The sequence below is a fragment of the Streptomyces sp. NPDC018964 genome (genome assembly GCF_044390325.1).
In the GTDB taxonomy this organism is placed as follows: domain Bacteria; phylum Actinomycetota; class Actinomycetes; order Streptomycetales; family Streptomycetaceae; genus Streptomyces.
Window position 1 is genome coordinate 237,070 of record NZ_JBIRYZ010000007.1, and the last position, 18,006, is coordinate 255,075.

The following is an 18,006-nucleotide window of genomic DNA, read 5'->3' on the forward strand; positions in this document are numbered from 1 at the left end:
CCAGACGGAACCCGCGGCCGTTCCGCCGGGTCCTACTGATCAAACCGTAGGCGCAGCCACTGACAATGGGGTCGGTCGTCGCCGCCGACCGGCCGCCCGCGCACGAACGAACGGACCCATGAACGCCGTAACGCTGCTGGACGTCCTGCTGGACGCCGCCCGCCGTGCCCCCGACCAGGTGATCGTCCATGTCCGGGGGGACGGCGCGGAGACGCCCGTCACCTTCCGGCGGCTGCTGGAGGACTCCTTGCGGGTCGCGGGTGGTTACCGTGACGCGGGAGTCGCGCCGGGCACCTGCGTGCCGGTGGTCGCGGACCGCGGTGAGGACTTCCAGCCCTTGTTCTGGGGCGCGCTCGCGGCCGGTCTGGTGCCGGTGCCGCTGGCGCCCGACGTGCGGCGGGTCCGCCCCGTGTGGGAGCACCTCGGGCGTCCCCCGGTCGCGGTGGACGAGGCCTGCGCGGACGTGGCCGGCGAACTCCCGGACGGTGCCCGGGTCCTGCGGCTGGAGGAGCTGCGGACGTTCCGCGCCGTCGGGTCGCCCGCCACCGCCGCCCCGGACGACCTGGCGTTCCTGCAGTTCTCCTCCGGCAGCACCGGGTCGCCCAAGGGCGTGGAGCTGACCCATGCCGCCGTGCTGGCCAACCTGCGCCAGCTGACCGGGGCCGCCGCGCTCACCGACCGGGACGTGGTGGTGAGCTGGATGCCGTACTTCCACGACATGGGGCTCATCGGCACCCATCTGGCGCCGCTCGCCGCGCGGGCCAGACAGGTGCGGATCGCCCCGCTGTCGTTCGCGAAGAACCCCCGGCTGTGGTTCGAGGTGGCCGCCGCGCACCGGGCCACCCTGCTGTCCGCCGCGAACTTCGCCCTGGCGCTGACCGTCCGTCGGGTCCCCGAGGAGGTGTTCGCCGGGCTCGATCTGAGCACGGTGCGGCTGATCCTGGTGGGCGCCGAGCCGATCTCGCCGGCGGTGTGGCGGGACTTCGCCGCCCGGACCCGGCCGTCCGGGCTCGACCCCCGGGCGGCGACGCCCGTGTACGGGCTGGCCGAGGCGACCCTGGCCGTCACGTTCCCGCCGCCGGGCGAGGTGGCCGTGCCCGTCGCCCTGGAACGTGCCGCGCTCAGCCGGGGACGGGCGGTGGAGCGGGAACCGGGCGGTGACGCCGTGGAGTTGATGGACGTGGGGCTGCCGGTGCCGGGGTGCTCGGTGCGCGTCACCGACGACCGGGGCCGTCCGCTGGGCGACCGGCGGGTGGGGCACGTCGAGGTGCGCGGTCCGCAGGTGGCCCGGGGGTACCACGGTCTGCCGGAGGCGACGGCGGCCGCCTTCTCCGACGGCTGGCTGCGCACCGGTGACCTCGGTTTCCTGCGGGACGGCCGGCTGTGCGTCAGCGGCCGCCACAAGGACGTGCTCTTCGTCAACGGCCGTACGTTCCACGCACCGGACATGGAGGAGGTCGCGGCGGCCACGCCCGGGGTGCCGCCGGGGACGACGGTGGTGGTCGGGTCGACCGACCCGGTGACCGGCGGGGAGCGGGTGGTGGTGTTCGTGGCCTGGGCCCGGCCGCCGCGTTCGGCGGCCGGGGTGCTGGACCGGGTGGCGGGGCGGGTGCGGGCGGCGCTGGGCCACGACGACGTGCGGGTGTTCGCGCTGCCGCCGTCCGCCTTCCCGCGCACGACCAGCGGCAAGGTGCGGAGGCGGCGGATGCGGGCGCGGTTCGAGGAGGGGGCGTACCGGCCCACGGCCGCCTCCGGGACGGCCCCGGAGGCTCCGGCGGCCCTAAAGGTCCCGGCGGGCCAGGAGGGCCAGGAGCCGCCGGGGCCGTCCGGGGATCCGGCGCCGGTGCCCCGCTCCCGCGCTCAGGTGCGGGGCGTGGTGCGGGAGGTCTGGGCGAAGGTGCTGGGGATACCGGAGCCGTCGTTCGGGGACCGGGACCGGTTCGCCGAGCTGGGCGGCGGCTCGCTCAAGGCGATGGAGGCGCTCGCCGAGCTGGAACGGGCGCTGGACGTGACGCTCGGGCCCGCCGTGATGCGCGACGACACGGTGGCCGCCCTCACCGACCACCTCCTGGACGCGGTGGGGCGACGGGCGTCCGGACGGCGGGAGACCGGGGGCGGTACGTCGTCCCGGGGTTCGGGGACCGCCGTGGTGGGGCTGGCCTGCCGGTTCCCCGGTGCGGATGCGCCGGAGGAGTTCTGGGAGCTGCTCACCGCCGGCCGCGACGCCGTGACGGGGGTGCCCGCGGGCCGCTGGGGCACGGCCGGGGCGGCGGCGGAGGAGGGGCGGTGGGGTGCCTTCCTGGACGACCCCGCCGCCTTCGACGCCGGGCACTTCGGGATCGGCGCCGAGGAGGCGCGCGCGCTCGACCCGCAGGCTCGGATCTTCCTCGAACTCGCCCACGAGGCGCTGGAACGCGCCGGATACGCCGGGCCGCGCCGCCGCGGTCTGCGGATCGGCGTCTTCGCCGCCGTCGGCGACAGCGGCTACCGGCAGGTCCTCGCCGAGGCCGCCCCCGGCGGTGCGCCGCCGGGGGCGGCCGCCCTGACGGGCAACCTCCCGAACCTCGTCGCCGCCCGCGTGGCGCACTGCCTCGACCTGGACGGCCCGGCGCTGGCCGTGGACACCGCCTGCTCCTCGGGCCTGGTGGCCCTGCACCTGGCCCGGCGCAGCCTCGCGGACGGCGAGTGCGACCTCGCGGTCGTCGGCGGCGTCAACCTGCACCTGACCCCGGCCGCGCACCGTTCCCTGGAGGCGGCGCAGGCCCTGTCGCCGACCGGGCGCGGCCGCGCCTTCGGCTCGGCGGCCGACGGGTTCGTACCGGGCGAGGGCGGGGCGGCGCTCGTCGTACGACGCCTGGCGGAGGCCCACCGTGACGGTGACACGGTGCTCGCCGTCGTCCGCGGCACCGCCGTCAACAACGACGGCACGTCGCTGAGCCTGATGGCGCCCAATCCGCTGCGCCAGCGGGAGGTGATCACCCGGGCGTACGAGGACTGCGGCGTCGACCCGGCGTCGGTGACCTACGTCGAGGCGCACGGCACGGGCACGGCCGTCGGCGACCCGGTCGAACTGCGGTCCCTGGCCCATGCCTTCCCGCCCCGCCCGGACGGCCGGCCCCGGCTGCTCGGCTCGGTGAAGACCAACATCGGGCATCTGCTGAACGCGGCCGCGCTGCCCTCGCTGGTGAAGGTCGTCCTGGCCCTCGGCCACGGCCGGCTGCCCGCCTCGCTGCACCACACCCCGCCCTCGCCCGCGCTGGAACGGTCCGGGTTCGCCCTGGTCACCGGGGAGACCGACTGGGTGTCGGACGGGCCGCGCAGGGCGGGCGTCAACGCCTTCGGCTTCGGCGGCACCAACGCGCACGCCGTCCTGGAGGAGGCGCCGCCCGCGCGCCCCGCGCGCGGGGCGGCCGACGGCCCCCGTCTGCTGACCCTTTCGGCGGGCAGCGCGGAGGGGCTGGAGGCATGGACGTCGCGGCTCGCGGAGCATCTGCGCGCGCACCCGGAGCTCGACGAGGCCGACGTCTGCGCGACGGCCGGCGCGGCGCGCGACGAGCGGCCCCACCGGCTCGCGCTCGTCGCCGACGGCGACCTGCCGGAACGGCTCGCCACGGGGCAGCACGCGGTGACCGGGACGGTGACGCACCGGCCCCGGACCGTCTTCGTCCTGCCCGGTCAGGGCGGCCTGCGGCCGGGGCCGGGCGCGTCGCTGTACGCCACGGCCCCGGTGTACCGCGCCACGCTCGAAGAGGCGTCGGCGCTCGTCGGAAAGGTGTGCGGGCGGGAGCTGACGGACTGGTGCGTCGACGCGGACGTGACCGAGGACGACCTGGCCGCGACGGAGGTGGCGCAGCCGCTGCTGGTCGCGCACGGGGTCGCCCTCGCCCGGCAGTTGACCGCCTGGGGCATACGGCCCGACGCGGTCGTCGGGCACAGCGTCGGCGAACTCGCGGCCGCCTGCGTGGGCGGAATGCTGTCCCTGCGCGAGGCGGTCACGTTCGCGGCGGAACGGGGCCGGCTCATGGGCGGGTCGACCGCGCCGGGCGCCATGGCGGCCGTACTGGGCGCCGGGGAGCGGGAGGTGGCCGCCCTGGTGGACGCCTCCGGGGGTGAGCTGGCGGTCGCGGCGTACAACGGGCCGGGGCGGCTGGTGATCTCCGGTGTCCCCGGCGCGGTCCACGAGGCGTCGCGTCGGCTCACCGGACAGGGCGCGGCCGTACGTCCGTTGCGGGTGTCGCGCGCCTTCCACTCCCCGCTGATGGAACCGGTCGCGCAGGCCCTGGCGGACGCGGCGCGCGGGCTGACGCCGACGGCGCCCACGACGCCGGTGATGAGCACGCTCACCGCCGCGTGGCAGCCCCCGATGACCCCGGACCACCTGCGCGAACACGCCCTGCGCCCGGTGCGGTTCGACCGTGCGGTGGCACGTCTGGTGGAGGAGGGGTACGACACGTTCGTGGACCTCGGCCCGACCCGGACGGTCACGGCGGACGGCGATGTCCTCGTGGTGTCCGCGGTCGGAGCGGCGGGCGGGGCACGGGAGTTGCTGGAGACCGTGGCACGGCTGTGGACCCGGGGCGTACCGGTGGACCGTACGGCACTCGACGAGGGCTGCCGACGGGTCCCGCTCCCGCCGTACCCGTACCGGCGACGCACCTACTGGCCCGGACCCTCCGTGCAGGGCTTGTTGTATGACGTCGTGTGGCAGGACACGCCAACTGCGGGCAGTCGTGCCGCTGGGGCGATGGGGGTCCCCCCGCTCGAGCGAAGCCGAGAGTGGGGGAGGGTGGGCGATGGGGGTACCTCCCAGGCCGTTCAGGCACTGGGGGAGGCACCTCGTGAGCGCCGAGCGGCGCACCCCCACCCCCGGCCCACTCCGACGCACCCCGCCGTCATAGTGACCGGTGCGGATCCGACAGCGGTACGCCGGCTGGCAGACCGACTCGCCGCCCGAGGAGCGGATGACGCCGAGGCCCCAAACACCGTGATCCTCCTCGCCGGGACGGCCCGACCGCACACGGTGACGGATCTCGAACAGCACCAGCACGAGGCGGTCACGGCACTACGGGAAGCCCTCGCGCTGCTCGACCGCACCGGCGCCCGCCGCCTGCTGGTGGTGACCCGGGACGCGCACGTCACGGGCCACGGCCCGGAGGACCCGGACCCCGCCCAGGCGATCCTCGGCGGGCTCGCCCTGGCCGTGCCCCAGGAGTCCGCGGGGGTGATCGCGAACTGGATCGACCTCTCCTCCCTCGACGACGAGGAGCAGCACCTGCGGGCCCTGCTCGCCGAGGCGTGCGCGCCGCAGGCGGAAGGAGCCGTCGCCTGGCGGGCCGGGCGGCGCTCGGTACGGGCCGTCGTGCCACGCGCCGAGAGGGAAACCGCCGACGGGGACCGGCTGCCCGCCGACGGCACCTACCTCATCACGGGCGGCGCCGGAGGCATCGGCTCCGCACTGGCCCGGCACCTCGCGGACCGGGCCCGCCCCGTCCTCGTACTGGCAGGACGCTCCCCCCACCCGCCCCAGGGCCTGCTGGAGGAACTCACCGCGCTCGGCGCCGACGCCCGCTACGTCAGGGCCGACCTCACCGTCCCCGACGACGTCGAACGGCTCGTCGCCGGGCTGCCCCCGCTGGACGCCGTCTTCCACGCGGCCGGAGTCGCCCGGCCCGGCAGTCTGCGCGGCACGGACGTGCGGGAGACGGCCGACGCGCTGGGCGCGAAGACGCTCGGCACCGTCCTGCTGGCCGAGGCGCTGGACCGGCACGGTCAGCGCCCCGGGGCGTGCGTCGCGTTCTCGTCGGTGTCGTCGGTGCTGCCCGGCCTGGCCGGCGCCCTGGGCGCGTACGCGGCGGCGAACGCCTTCCTCGACTCCTTCGCCGGCGCCGAGCGGCGGGCGGGCCGCCCGTGGCTGTCGGTGAACCTCGGTCCGTTCGGCGAGACGGGCCTCGCCGCCGGGGGCGCCGGCGGTCTCGCGGCCGGCGCGGGCCGGCCGCTGGCGACGGCGCCCGCGCTGGCGGCCCTGCGGTCGGCCTGCGGCACGGACGTGGCGCAGCTGGTGCTCGCCGATCTGACGCCCGTGGCGCCTTCCGCCGCGCCGGTGCCGCCGCCCACGGCCGACGGGGCGCGCGGGCGGGGCCCGGCCTCCTCCGGTACGGCCGCCGTACTGCGGGAGCTGCTGGCGCGGTCCCTCGATGTCCCGCCGGCGGCGGTCGACGACGACACGCCGTTCCTGACCCTCGGCCTGGACTCGCTGGGCGCCGTCGATCTCGTCAAGCGGCTGGAGCGGGAGCTGGGGCGGTCCCTGCCCACCACGCTCTTCTTCGAGCACCGGACGGTGCGCGAACTCGCCGCCCACCTCGACGGCCGGGCCCCGGACCGCCCGGACGGCGAGCCCTTCGCGCTGACGCCCGTCCAGCTCGCGCTGCACACCAGCAGCCTGCTCCACCCGGACGTCCCGGCCCGCGGTCATCTGCGGCTGACGGTCCGCGGCCCGCTCGACACCGGCCTCCTCGGCCGGGCGCTGGCGCACCTGGCGGAGCGGCACGGCATGCTGCGGCTGCGGGTGGACACCTCGGGCGTACGGCCGGCGCAGCGAGTGGCGGCGCCGGTTCCGGTGGCGGACTGGTACGAGGTGCTCGACTGCGCCGCCGAGGACGTGGCCGGCGTCGAGTCCGCCGTGTGCAACCGGCCCTTCGACCTGACGGCGGGCCCGCCGGTGCGCGCCGTACTGCTCCGCCAGGAGCCGGAACTCGCGCACCTGCTGCTGGTCGTGCACCACGCGGCCGCCGACGGATACAGCCTCAACGTCCTCGCCGAGGAGCTGTGGGCCTCGTACACCGCGCTGTGGCACGGGGAGCCCGCACCGCCGCCGGTGCCGCCGGCGCCGGACTTCGCGCGGTACGCGGCGAGCACGCGGCATTCCGGCGTGCCGGACACCGTCCGGCGCTACTGGGCGGAGCGTCTCGCCGCGCGCGGCGCGCCCCTGCGGCTGCCCTACGACGGTGATCCCGACGCTCCGGCGACCGGCCCGATCGTGCAGCACCACGGCGCGTTCGACGCGGAGGCGAGTGCCGGTCTCGAACGGCTCGCCGCCGCGCACGGCGTGTCCCTGTTCCACCTGCTCCTCGCCGCGTACGTGCGCTGCCTCGCCCGGTGGACGGGGCGCCGGGACGTCGCCGTGAACGTGGCCAGGGCGGGCCGCGACGACCGCTTCGAGGGGGTGGAGCGGCTCGTCGGTCCGCTCGCCGACACCCTGCCGCTGCTGTGCGAGGTGGACGACGGGGAGCCGGTCGTGGCGCTGGCGGAGCGGCTGCGCCGCCGGTGGCTGGAGAGCGAGCGGCACGCCGGGGTGAGCAGCCTGGACCTGGCCGGCCTGCTGCCCGGCGACGGTGCCGGGCCCCGCACGGTGAGCCCGGCGGGCTTCAGCTTCGCCCGGTTCCCGGCCGCGGCGGCACCCGGCTGCCCGGTGGAGGTGCGGGCGACCGCGGCCGGCACCGGGTCGGCGACGACCCGGCTGTCCCTGCTGTGCTGGGCGGACGGTCCGGTGCTGCGCGTGTCGTGGAACTTCCCGGCGCCGCTGTTCGAGCGGGCCACCGTGGCCCGTCTGGACCAGGAGTTCCGCGGGGAGTTGGCTGCCGCCTCGCGCACTCCCGCCGCACCGGTGCCGTCCCCCCGGCCCGGCGGACCCGTTCCCCTGGTCACCCGGCTGCTCGACCGGTTCCGTGCGCGTTCCGGCGCGACCGCCGTCGACGCCGGGGAGGCGTCCCTCACCTACGGGGAACTCGACCGTGCCTCCGCCGCTCTCGCGGCACGGCTGCGTGCGCACGGCGTCCGTCCGGGCGATCTGGTCGGGCTGCTGACCGAGCAGGGCGCGGACACGGTGGTGGGTGTGGTGGGCATCCTGCGGGCCGGTGCCGGCTGGGTCCCGCTGGATCCGGAGCACCCCCGGGCGCGGCTGACCGGTCAGCTGACCCGTACGGGCGCCTCCACGGTGGTGTGCCACTCCCCCACCCTGGGCCTCGCCCGGGCCCTGACCGGCGTACGGACTGTGGCGGTCGACGCCCCGTCCGCCGACGCCCCGTCCGCCGACGACGGCCGTCCGATCGCCGTCGCGCCGGATCCCGGGGCGGTCGCGTACGTCATCTTCACCTCCGGGTCGACGGGACGCCCGAAGGCGGTGCCGGTCACCCACCGGGCGATGGAGAACTACCTCGACTGGGCCGTCGACACCTTCGGTTACGGCCCCGACGACCGTCTCGCGCAGACCGCGTCGCCGTGTTTCGACGCCTCGGTGCGCCAGTTGCTCGCGCCGCTGATGGTGGGCGGCACCGTGGTGACCGTGCCCCGGCACCTGCTGCGCGACCCCGAGCTGCTGCTGGCGCGGGTGGAGCGGGCGCGGGTGACCGTGTGGAGTTCCGTTCCGACGCTGTGGGAGCAGCTGCTGTCCACCGCCGAGGCACGGGCGGCGCGGGGCGCGGCGCCGGTGGACCTGTCGGCGCTGCGCTGGGTGCACGTCGGCGGTGAGGCGCTGCCCGTGGAGCACGTGCGGCGCTGGTTCGACCTGTTCGGCGGCGGCACGCGCATCGCGAACCTGTACGGGCCGACCGAGACGACCGTCAACGCCACCTGCCACATCATCGAGGCACGCCCGGACGACGGGGTACGGCGGCTGCCGATCGGGCGGCCCGCGGCCGGTGCCCTGCTGGAGGTGGTCGACGACGGCGGTGCCGTGTGCGGGCCGGGCGAGGCCGGGGAGCTGCTCATCGCGGGCACCGGTCTGACCTCCGGCTATCTGGGCGAACCGGAGCTGGCCGCGCGGGCGTTCACGATGCGCGGGGGGCGGCGCTGGTACCGCAGCGGGGACCGGGTGCGCCGGTCGGCGGACGGCGTCCTGGAGTTCCTGGGGCGGCTCGACGACCAGGTGAAGATCCGCGGGAACCGGGTGGAGCCGGGCGAGGTGGAGGCGGCGCTGCAGACCTGCCCCGGTGTCGGACGGGCCGTGGTGCTCGCGCACGAGGGGCGGCTGCTCGCCTTCGTCACCCCCCGGACGGGGGCCGAACCGCCGGTCGCCGGTGAGGTGCGCCGACATGTGGCCAGGCTGCTGCCCTCGTACATGGTCCCTGCGCGGATCACGTGCGTCGACGCGCTGCCGCTGACCGGAACCGGCAAGGTGGACCGGTCGGCGCTGTCGGCGACGGATCCCGGTCCGGACGCGCCGTCCGGTGACGGGAGGACTCCCCCGGCCACGGCGACCGAGCGGCGGCTGGCGGCGATCTGGTGCGAGGTGCTGCGGGTGGGTGCCGTGTGCCGGGAGGACGACTTCTTCGAACGGGGCGGTGATTCGCTGCTCGTCCTCCAGGTGTTCGCGCGGCTCGCGGAGCGGGCGGGGCCGCTGCCCCGGCCGACCGTGATCTACCGTCACCGCACCCTCGCCGCGCTGGCGGAGGCCGTGGACGCCGCCGCGGAAGGAGACCCCAGGACTGCGAACTCCGCCACGGAAGAGAACTCCGAGGCCGCGCACTCCGCGCCCGTCCCGGCCGGTGACCATGCCCCCGGCCCGTTCCCGGTCACTCCCGGTCAGCGCGGGTTCCTCCTCGCCGAGGCGCTCTCGCCGGGCGGCGGAACGTGGCTGGCGCGGCTCCGGCTGTCCGGGCCGCTGGATCCGGACCTCTTCCAGCGGGCGGTGGACGTGCTGGTGGAGCGCCACGGCATGCTGCGCACCGTCTTTCCCGCCGGTGCCCGGCCGTCCGTGCAGCAGGAGCTGCCCCGGTCGCTGCGGCTGCCGGTCGACTTCGAGACGGTCGCCGGACCCGCCGGGGTGGACGAGTGGGCCGCGACCGAGGCGGAGCGGCGCCTGGAACCCTGGGCGTGGCCGTTGATACGTCTACGGGTGCTCACCCTGGAGCCGCGGGAACACGTCCTGCTGGTGCACGCGCACCATCTCATCGGCGACGGCTACAGCTCGGCCCTGCTGATACGGGAACTCACCGAGGTGTACGACCGGTTGGCGGGAGGTGCCGTGCCCGGACCGCCCGCGCCGCGGGCCGGCTTCCGCGACCACGTCCTGGCGGCGGCCGGGTCCGGTGCCGGCGCACCGGCCACGGCGGAACGCCGGGCCCGGGCCGGCCGGCTGAACGCCCCATACCGGCCGCCGGTGCTGCGCACCGCCGCCATGGGCGGCGGCCAGCGTTTCGAGTCGGCCGGGTTCACGCTCGACGCGACACTGACGGCCGCCCTGCGCGAGGTCGCCTCGGCCGCGCGGACCACGCTGTACGCCCCCCTGCTGACCGCCTACTACCAGGAGCTGACGGCGGTGACTGGCCGGCCGGACCTGGTCGTGGGCCTGGCGGTCAGCGGCCGGGACGGTGCGCTGCCCGACGCGCACCGGATCTTCGGGCCGTTCGCCGGCGCCGTACCCGTGCGGCCGGCCGGCGCGGCCGACGCGCCCCTGACGGAAGGGGAGTTCGGTGACGCGCTGCGCCGGATCGTGGCGGAGGCGGAGGAGGCGCGCGCCCATGAGGACGTCGTTCCCCGGCACGCCGACGGTCTGCCCGTGACGTCGCAGTTCTTCTTCACCCACCTCGACTTCGCCGCGCTGGCCCCGCGGGGCGACGGTGTGCTGCGGGTGGAGTGGGAGGCGGCGGACAGCATGTTCCTGCCGCCGTCGTCGGCGACGGACCTGTTCATGGCGGTACGGCCGGACGGTGACGGGCTGCGGGTCACGGTACGGGGCAGCGCCGCCGCGTTCTCGCCGGACGCGCTCGACGGCTTCGTCCGCTCGGTGCGCGGCCGTCTGGTGCGGGCGGCCGGGAACCGCCGGGTCGTGGTGCCCCCGCCGGGAAAGCGGCGGGGGACGATGGACGCGGCTCTCGTCGGCTATCTGCCGGCGCCGGAGCACCTCGCGCGGCTGGCCGGCCTGCCCGAGGCGGCGCTGCCCCGGGCCGAGATGCGCGCCCTGCTGTTCCCCGACGGCGGGCCGAGGCTGCTGGAGACGGTGCGCACGCCGCTGGGCCGGTCGGGTTTCGTGTGCGTGCCGCTGTTCGCCGACGAACTCGGGCGGGGGGCCTCCCTGGTGGACCACACCGCTCGCGCGGTGTCGCTGGCCGCCTCCCTCGGCGCGCGCTGTGTGTCCCTCGCCGGGATGATCCCGTCGCTGACCGGGTACGGCTTCGACGTGCTGCGGCACCGGCGGTACCCGGCGGCGGTGACGACGGGGCACGCGGCGACGGTGGTGTCGGTGGTCAAGGCGGTGCACGCGGCGCTGGACGCGACCGGCCGGGACCTCGCGGACCTGGAGGTGGCGTTCGCCGGGCTGGGTTCGATCGGCGCGTCCTCGCTCGAACTGCTGCTGTCACTGGCCGCCCGCCCGCCCCGGCGTCTGCTGCTGTGCGACGTGCGCGGCAGCGGGCCCCGGCTGCGGGAGCTCGGCCGCCGGCTGCGGGAGCGCGGGCTGGCCGGCGAGGTGGAGGCCGTCGAGGCGCAGCGGATGCTGCCGGACGCCGTGCACGCCGCGGATCTGCTGGTGACGGCGGTGAGCGGGGCGACGGCGGTGCTCGACGTCGACCGGCTGCGGCCCGGTGCCGTCGTGGTCGACGACTCCTTCCCGCACTGCTTCGACACCGGACGGGCCCTGGCCCGGATGCGGGAGCGGGGCGACGTCCTGGTCGTGGGCGGCGGGCTGCTGCACGTCGGCGGCACCGGCCGGGAGGTCGCCGACGACCTCCCGGCCGCGGCGGCGGCCGGCTACCTCGCCCAGCCCTGGATCGAGGGAACCCTGGCCTCCTGCCGCGCCGAGTCCCTGCTGCGTGCCTCGGACGACCGGCTGCCGCTGGTGCACGGCCTGGTGGACGCGGCGGTGGCACGGGCCCACTGGGACGCTGTGGAGGAGGCCGGGGTCACGGCGGCACCGCTGCACCTGCTCGGTCACACCGTCGCCCCGGCGCCGGGCGCCGGACTGTCCGAGCCGCCGTCAGATACCGAACTCCGCGGGTGACAGGCCGAGGGCCGAGCAGGCGTCGCGCACGGCGTACTGCTCGGCCGGCTCGAAGCTGCCGTCGGCCCCGGCGACGACCATGCCGGTCTGGACGACGGCCCGGGCCTCGGCCGGCTTCTTCGCCGCCTTGGCGATGTCCTCCAGCGCCCGGGCCTTGCCCAGCTCGAAGTTGGCCGTGAGCCGGTCCACGTGCTCGTTGAACCGCTTGCGGAGCTGGTCCGCGGGGAAGTTCTGCAACACCTCGTTGGAGACGATCAGTTCCTCCACGCGCTGCCGCTCGGCCGGGTCGACGCGTCCGTCGGCCGCGGCGACCAGCGCACACATCGCCATGCTGGCGTCCCGGTAGGCGCCGCTCTTGAGCTCCGCCTTGGCCGACGCGAGCTGGGACTTGAACAGCCCCATCAGCTGGGCCTTGGAGCCACCGCCCGAGGAGGAGCCGTGCCCGTGCTGCTGTCCGCTCCCCGTCCGTGCGCCCTGGGACTGCTGGAGGGCCCTGGCCTGTTCCTTGAGCCGGTCGAACATCGCCACTTGGTGCCACCTCTTCTGTCGCTGTCACGGTCCGTCCGGTCAAACGGACGCGGCCGCGACCATGTTCCCGGACGGCAAAAGAAAAGCAAAGCCGACCCGCAAAACGGTGGAATTAGGCATTCCGGTCAGTGGCCGGACGGATCACAGGTTTGGCCACCCGCAGGACGGGTGAGGCGGCTGGAATGTCGTCGCCCAGCATCCCCGCCACCGTCCCCCGCACCGGACAGGACGACACGTCCCGGCGGGCGCCGCGGCGTGACGCGTTCTTCGACAACGCCAAGTACCTGGCGATCGTGCTGGTCGCGGTGGGACACGCCTGGGAACCGCTGCGCGACGGCAGCCGGGCCGTCAGCGCGCTGTACATGCTCGTCTACGCGTTCCACATGCCCGCGTTCATCGTTCTCGCGGGCTACCACTCGCGCGGCTTCGACGGCAGCCCGGAGCGCGTCAAGCGCCTGGTCACCGGCGTCGCCCTGCCGTACCTCGTGTTCGAGACGGCGTACACCTTCTTCACCCGGTGGACGGACGGCGTCCCCGACCGGCCGGTCACGCTGCTGGAGCCGCTGTACCTGACGTGGTTCCTGGCCGCGTTGTTCGTGTGGCGGCTCACCACGCCGCTGTGGAAGCTCGTGCGGTGGCCGGTCCCCGTCGCGCTCGTCGTCGCCATGCTGGCGACGGTGTCCCCGTCGCTCGGCGAGGACCTCGACGTGCAGCGCACGCTGCAGTTCCTGCCGTACTTCGTGCTCGGTCTCCACCTCCGTGCCGAGCACTTCCGGGCGGTGCGCCACCGCCGGATGCGGATGCTGGCCGTGCCGGTGTTCGCCGGCGCGCTGGCTGTGGCGTACTGGGCGGTCCCCCGGGTGACGTCCGGCTGGCTCTACCACCGGGACAGCGCGCAGGAACTGTCCGCCCCCGCCTGGCACGGCCCCGCCGTGACCCTGCTCCTGTTCGGCTGCTCGCTGCTCCTCGTCGCCTGCTTCCTCGCCTGGGTGCCGGGGCGGCGGACCTGGTTCACGGGGCTGGGCGCGGCCACGATGTACGGCTACCTGCTGCACGGTTTCGTCGCGCAGGTCAGCAAGTACTGGGGCTGGTACGACCCGGACTGGCTGTACCGTCCGCTCGGCGAGGTCACGGTCACCCTGGTCGCCGCCGTGATCGTGACGGCGTTGTGCGCACCGCCGGTGCGACGGGTCTTCCGCTGGGCCGTGGAGCCGAGGACCGCCTGGGCGTTCAGGCGCTGACCGGACCGGAGACCTCCTTTCCCTGATCGTTCACGGCCGCTCCCCCCGCGTTCATCCGCGCCGCCCAGGATGCGCCGTGGGCATGCCCGCATCAGCCGGTGTGCCCTTCATCGTGCGGCGAACAGGGAGGGCGGCTGCTGATGCGGACAGGACAGCGGCGAAGACGGCAGGGTGGCGGAACCGGGGCGCGGCGGCTCACGGGAGCGGTGCTCGCGGCGCTGCTCCTGGCGGGCGGCACCACGACGGCACAGGCGGCACAGGCGGCCCCGGAGCCGCCCGCGGAGCAGTCGGCTCCGGCGGCGGAGTCGAGCCTGCCGGACCTGGTCCCGCGTGACGGGACCTACCTGGAGGGCACCGAACGCCTCGCGGCCACACCGACACTGACCGGTGACTCCGTGACGAGGCTGGCGGTCGACGGGAAGAAGGTCGACGCGGAGCGCACGGTCGGGGTGTCCCGGCTCACCTTCGACGTCGGCTCCAACTCGACGGAGGCCCGCTACCACAACCACATCGTGGTCAACGGCGACTACCGGGCCGACATCGGCGACCTCGTCAACGAGCGGGGCACGATCGAGATACCCAACGAGCACCTGGTCAAGGGCGAGAACACGATCGAGGTCGTCGCCGGGACCGTCGAGAGCTCCTGCGGCACCAACCACGACGACTTCGTGCTCTCGGACATCGCCCTGGAGCTGCTCGGCGAGCGGGCCGACGGCGAGGAGAACGAGTACACCTACTCCTTCGGCGACGGCAGCTGCGGCACCAACACCAGCCTGCGGACGAGGGCGACCCTCACCTTCTTCGCCCTGTCCGACCCGCGGGGCACCACCGGGCTGCGCGCCGACCTGGACACCACGAAGCTCCGCAACGGCGCCCACGTCCTCAGCGCGACCACCGCGTCGGGCAAGACGGTCGAGAACGACGTGACCGTCAACAACGCGCCCGCCGGCGCGCCCCGGCTGCTGCCCGAGGACGGCACCCTGGTGGCCGGCCGGCGGACGGTGTCCGCGAGCCTCCCGGCCGGAACCGACGGCGGCGTCAAGTCGCTGACCGTGGACGGTGAGCCGCCCGTCACCGAGGCGCACCTGGGCAGCGGCGCGGCCGTCCTCTCCTTCGACGTCGGATCGAACTCGATCGACGACAAGTACGACAACCACCTGCTGGTCAACGGCAAGCGGATCGACCTGGGCGGCACCTGGGTGAGCCAGCGGGTGGAGATCGCGATCCCGGCCCGCCATCTGGTGCCCGGGGACAACGTCATCAAGGTCGTCACCAGCGCCTACCGGGACAGCTGCGGCGACAACCGCGACGACTTCGACATCGCGCACCTCGAACTCGCCCTGGACGGCGGCACCGTCACGGGCCGGGACATCGCGGACTCCTACGCCCTGGGCGACGGTTCCTGCGGCAGCGGTGACACCCGGCTGCGGGAGGCCGAACTGCACTACTCGATCGACGCCCCGGCCGTGCACGTCAGCGACACCCTCGGCGCCGGGACCGCCACCCTCGGCTTCACCGTGGGCGGCAACTCGATCGAGGCCCGCTACGGCAACCACGTCCTGGTGAACGGCCGCAAGCAGGTGCTGGAGAGCGACTTCGCCGGAGAACACGTCGACCTGGCCTTCCCCAACGAGTGGCTCGAACCCGGCTGGAACACGGTCGACTTCGTCGCCGGCACGTTCCCCACCTCGTGCGGGGACAACCGCGACGACTTCGCCGTCTCCGGCATCACCCTCACCCCGGCGAGCGGCACCGCCGCCGGACGGATGCTCAAGGGCTCGTACAGCCTGGGTGACGGGAACTGCGGGGACAACGTCAACCCGCTGACCGAGATCGACCTCGAGTTCTTCGTCGAGGGCCCGGCCCAGGGGCTGCGCGCCGACCTCGACACCCGGCGGATCGACGACGGCGCGCACACCCTGGCCGCGGTCTCCCGGTCCGGGAAGAAGGCCACGCGCACGCTGGTCACCGACAACTCGGCGCCCGGGGTCACCACCAGTGTCCCGGCCGCCGGGCAGCGGATCACCGCGTCGGTCGTGCTCGACGTCCGGCTGGAGGACGCGTCCGGCGTGGTCGAAGGACCGTCGGTGAAGCTCGACGGCAAGCCGGTCGAGCCCGGCACGGCCATCGGTCCCGGACTGTCCGCCGGCGCCCACACCCTGTCGGTGTCCGGCACCGACGGCCTCGGCAACACCGGCACCCGCGAGGTGAGGTTCACCTCCGCCGGCATCCCGGACACGCCCGAGGGCCTCACCCCGAAGGCCGGCACCACCGACGCGGGCCGCAGCGTCCGGCTGTCGGCCGAGGTGGCCGAGCCCGACGGGGGCACGGTGAGCGCCACGTTCTCCGAGGCCGAGATCCTCACGCCGCGGCAGGTGTACCAGGGGACCGCGGACGCCGTCCCCACGACGCTGCGGGTGCCGGGCGAGCACCGGGTGAAGGCCACCGGCCTCGCGCCCACCGACGGCAGGACCCTCGACGCGCCCGCCGCCCAGGAGGTCACCTACCAGCGCTTCGACGTCCCGGTGAAGGGCCGTGCCGACGCGCCGGTGCTGCGCTGGGAGGGTGTCATCGACCCCGATCGGCTCGCCGCGCTGCGCGTGTGGAACACCGCGGCGAAGCGGTGGGACGTGCTGACCAGCGCCCGGGGCGCCGCCGACGGGAACACCGTGCTGACGGCGGTCGTCGACCGCGCGTACGTCGACCGGCAGCGGGTGCACGTCATGGTGACCGGGGAGGACCCGTTCGCCGACGACATCGAGGCCGGTGACCCGGACCGGTTCGCCGACCCGGACTCCTACGACTTCTCGATCGTCCACTTCACCGACACGCAGTACCTCTCCGAGGGCGCGGTGGAGCAGGAGACGGCCGCGGAACGCGCGGTGTGGGAGAAGGCGTACGGGGACGTCACGCGCTGGATCGCCGCCCACAAGGACGAGCGGAAGATCGCGTACGTGGCCCACACCGGCGACATCATCGAGAACAACATCCGCAAGCCCGCCGACGAGGCCACCCAGCGGCAGGTCGTGGGCGAGATGGAGGTGTCCTCCCGGCAGCAGCGGATCCTCGACGACGCCGGCGTCCCGAACGGGGTGATCGCGGGCAACCACGACAACCAGTCGGGCACCGAGAACGGGCCGGACGCCCTCTACAACCGGTACTACGGGCCGGACCGCTACCGGGCGCTGTCCGACGGCTGGCGGCACGCCGAGTACGGCGGCCCCTGGAAGCCGGGCGACAACCAGAACCACTACGACCTGTTCTCCGCCGGCGGTGTCGACTTCGTCGTCGTGGGCCTGTCGTACGGCGTCACCAAGGAGGAGGCCGCGTGGGCCGCCTCCGTCTTCGCCCGCCACCCCGACCGCAACGGCATCCTGCTCTCGCACGACTACCTCGCGCCGAGCGACAGCCCGGACGGACGCGGCGCCCGGTTCTCCGCGCCCGACGGGGCGATGCTGTACAAGACGGTGGTGCAGGACAACCCGAACGTGTTCCTGATCCTCGCCGGTCACGAACACGGTGTCGGCACCAACGTGAAGCCCAAGGTGGGCGAGGTGTCCCACGGGGTCGTCGAACTCCTCGCGGACTACCAGTTCTACACCGTGTCCGCCGACCGGCTCGGACTGACCGAAGTGGGCGGCTACCAGCCCGACGACCAGCTGCGGTTCGGTTCGAGCTTCTTCCGGATGCTGCAGTTCGACGTCGACCGGTCCGAGCTGACGGTGGACACCTACTCGCCGCTGCTCGACGAGTTCGGCGCCACCGAGTACGACGCGGACCACCGCTACGACGGCACCGAGGACAACATGGTGCTGCCGGTGGACCTCGACACCCGCACCACGTCGTTCAGGACGGACTCGCTGGCGCTGTACGACCCGGTGCGCGTCATCGGCAGGGACAGGGCCGACTCCGGTGGGACCGCCTCGGTGACCTGGCGGAACCTCAAGCCGGGCACGGCCCACGCGTGGTTCGTCACGGCGCGTTCGGCCGGCGGCGGCGTGACCGCGTCCGAGCCGAGCGTCTTCGTGACCAAGGACGCGGGCGGCCGGCCCGGCGACTGGGGTCCCGGCGTCCCCGGCTACCCGTGGTTCACGTCCGCCGGAACCCGGCGGTGACCGGCTGAGACGCGGCGCGGGCCCCCCGCCCCCCGGGGCGGGGGCGGGCGGGGGGGGCCCCCCGCCGGGGGCGCGCGCGGGCCCCATGCTTGGGGGGGGCCCCCGCGCGGGGCGAATGAGAGCGGGG

The 18,006-nt window shown here is 75.0% G+C and carries 4 protein-coding genes; 3 read left to right on the forward strand and 1 reads right to left on the reverse strand.

Annotated features, from left to right (window positions below; all coding sequences use genetic code 11):
* The first annotated feature begins 118 nt into the window (after positions 1–118).
* Positions 119–11,995: an amino acid adenylation domain-containing protein gene (locus tag ACH5AO_RS14595; RefSeq protein WP_398924597.1), complete on the forward strand. Its 11,877-nt coding sequence runs from the start codon at positions 119–121 to the stop codon at positions 11,993–11,995.
* Here ACH5AO_RS14595 and ACH5AO_RS14600 read toward each other — a convergent pair.
* Complete coding sequence (locus ACH5AO_RS14600) at positions 11,972–12,523, reverse strand: tellurite resistance TerB family protein (protein WP_398924598.1); 552 nt, start codon at positions 12,521–12,523, stop codon at positions 11,972–11,974. The genes ACH5AO_RS14595 and ACH5AO_RS14600 overlap by 24 nt on opposite strands.
* Before the next feature lie 182 nt (positions 12,524–12,705).
* Between ACH5AO_RS14600 and ACH5AO_RS14605 the strand changes: the two genes are divergently transcribed.
* Together ACH5AO_RS14605 and ACH5AO_RS14610 are read left to right on the forward strand one after the other, a co-directional pair.
* The gene (locus tag ACH5AO_RS14605; RefSeq protein ID WP_398924599.1) at positions 12,706–13,764 is read left to right on the forward strand and encodes an acyltransferase family protein; all 1,059 of its coding nucleotides are present in this window, start codon (positions 12,706–12,708) and stop codon (positions 13,762–13,764) included.
* A gap of 140 nt (positions 13,765–13,904) precedes the next feature.
* Complete coding sequence (locus tag ACH5AO_RS14610) at positions 13,905–17,879, forward strand: metallophosphoesterase (protein ID WP_398924600.1); 3,975 nt, start codon at positions 13,905–13,907, stop codon at positions 17,877–17,879.
* Positions 17,880–18,006 lie beyond the last annotated feature (127 nt).

Coding starts and splice junctions, on each gene's coding strand:
- ACH5AO_RS14605 (WP_398924599.1), top strand. CDS start 12,706: ATGTCGTCGCCCAGCATCCCCGCCACCGTCCCCCGCACCGGACAGGAC.
- ACH5AO_RS14595 (WP_398924597.1), top strand. CDS start 119: ATGAACGCCGTAACGCTGCTGGACGTCCTGCTGGACGCCGCCCGCCGT.
- ACH5AO_RS14610 (WP_398924600.1), top strand. CDS start 13,905: ATGCGGACAGGACAGCGGCGAAGACGGCAGGGTGGCGGAACCGGGGCG.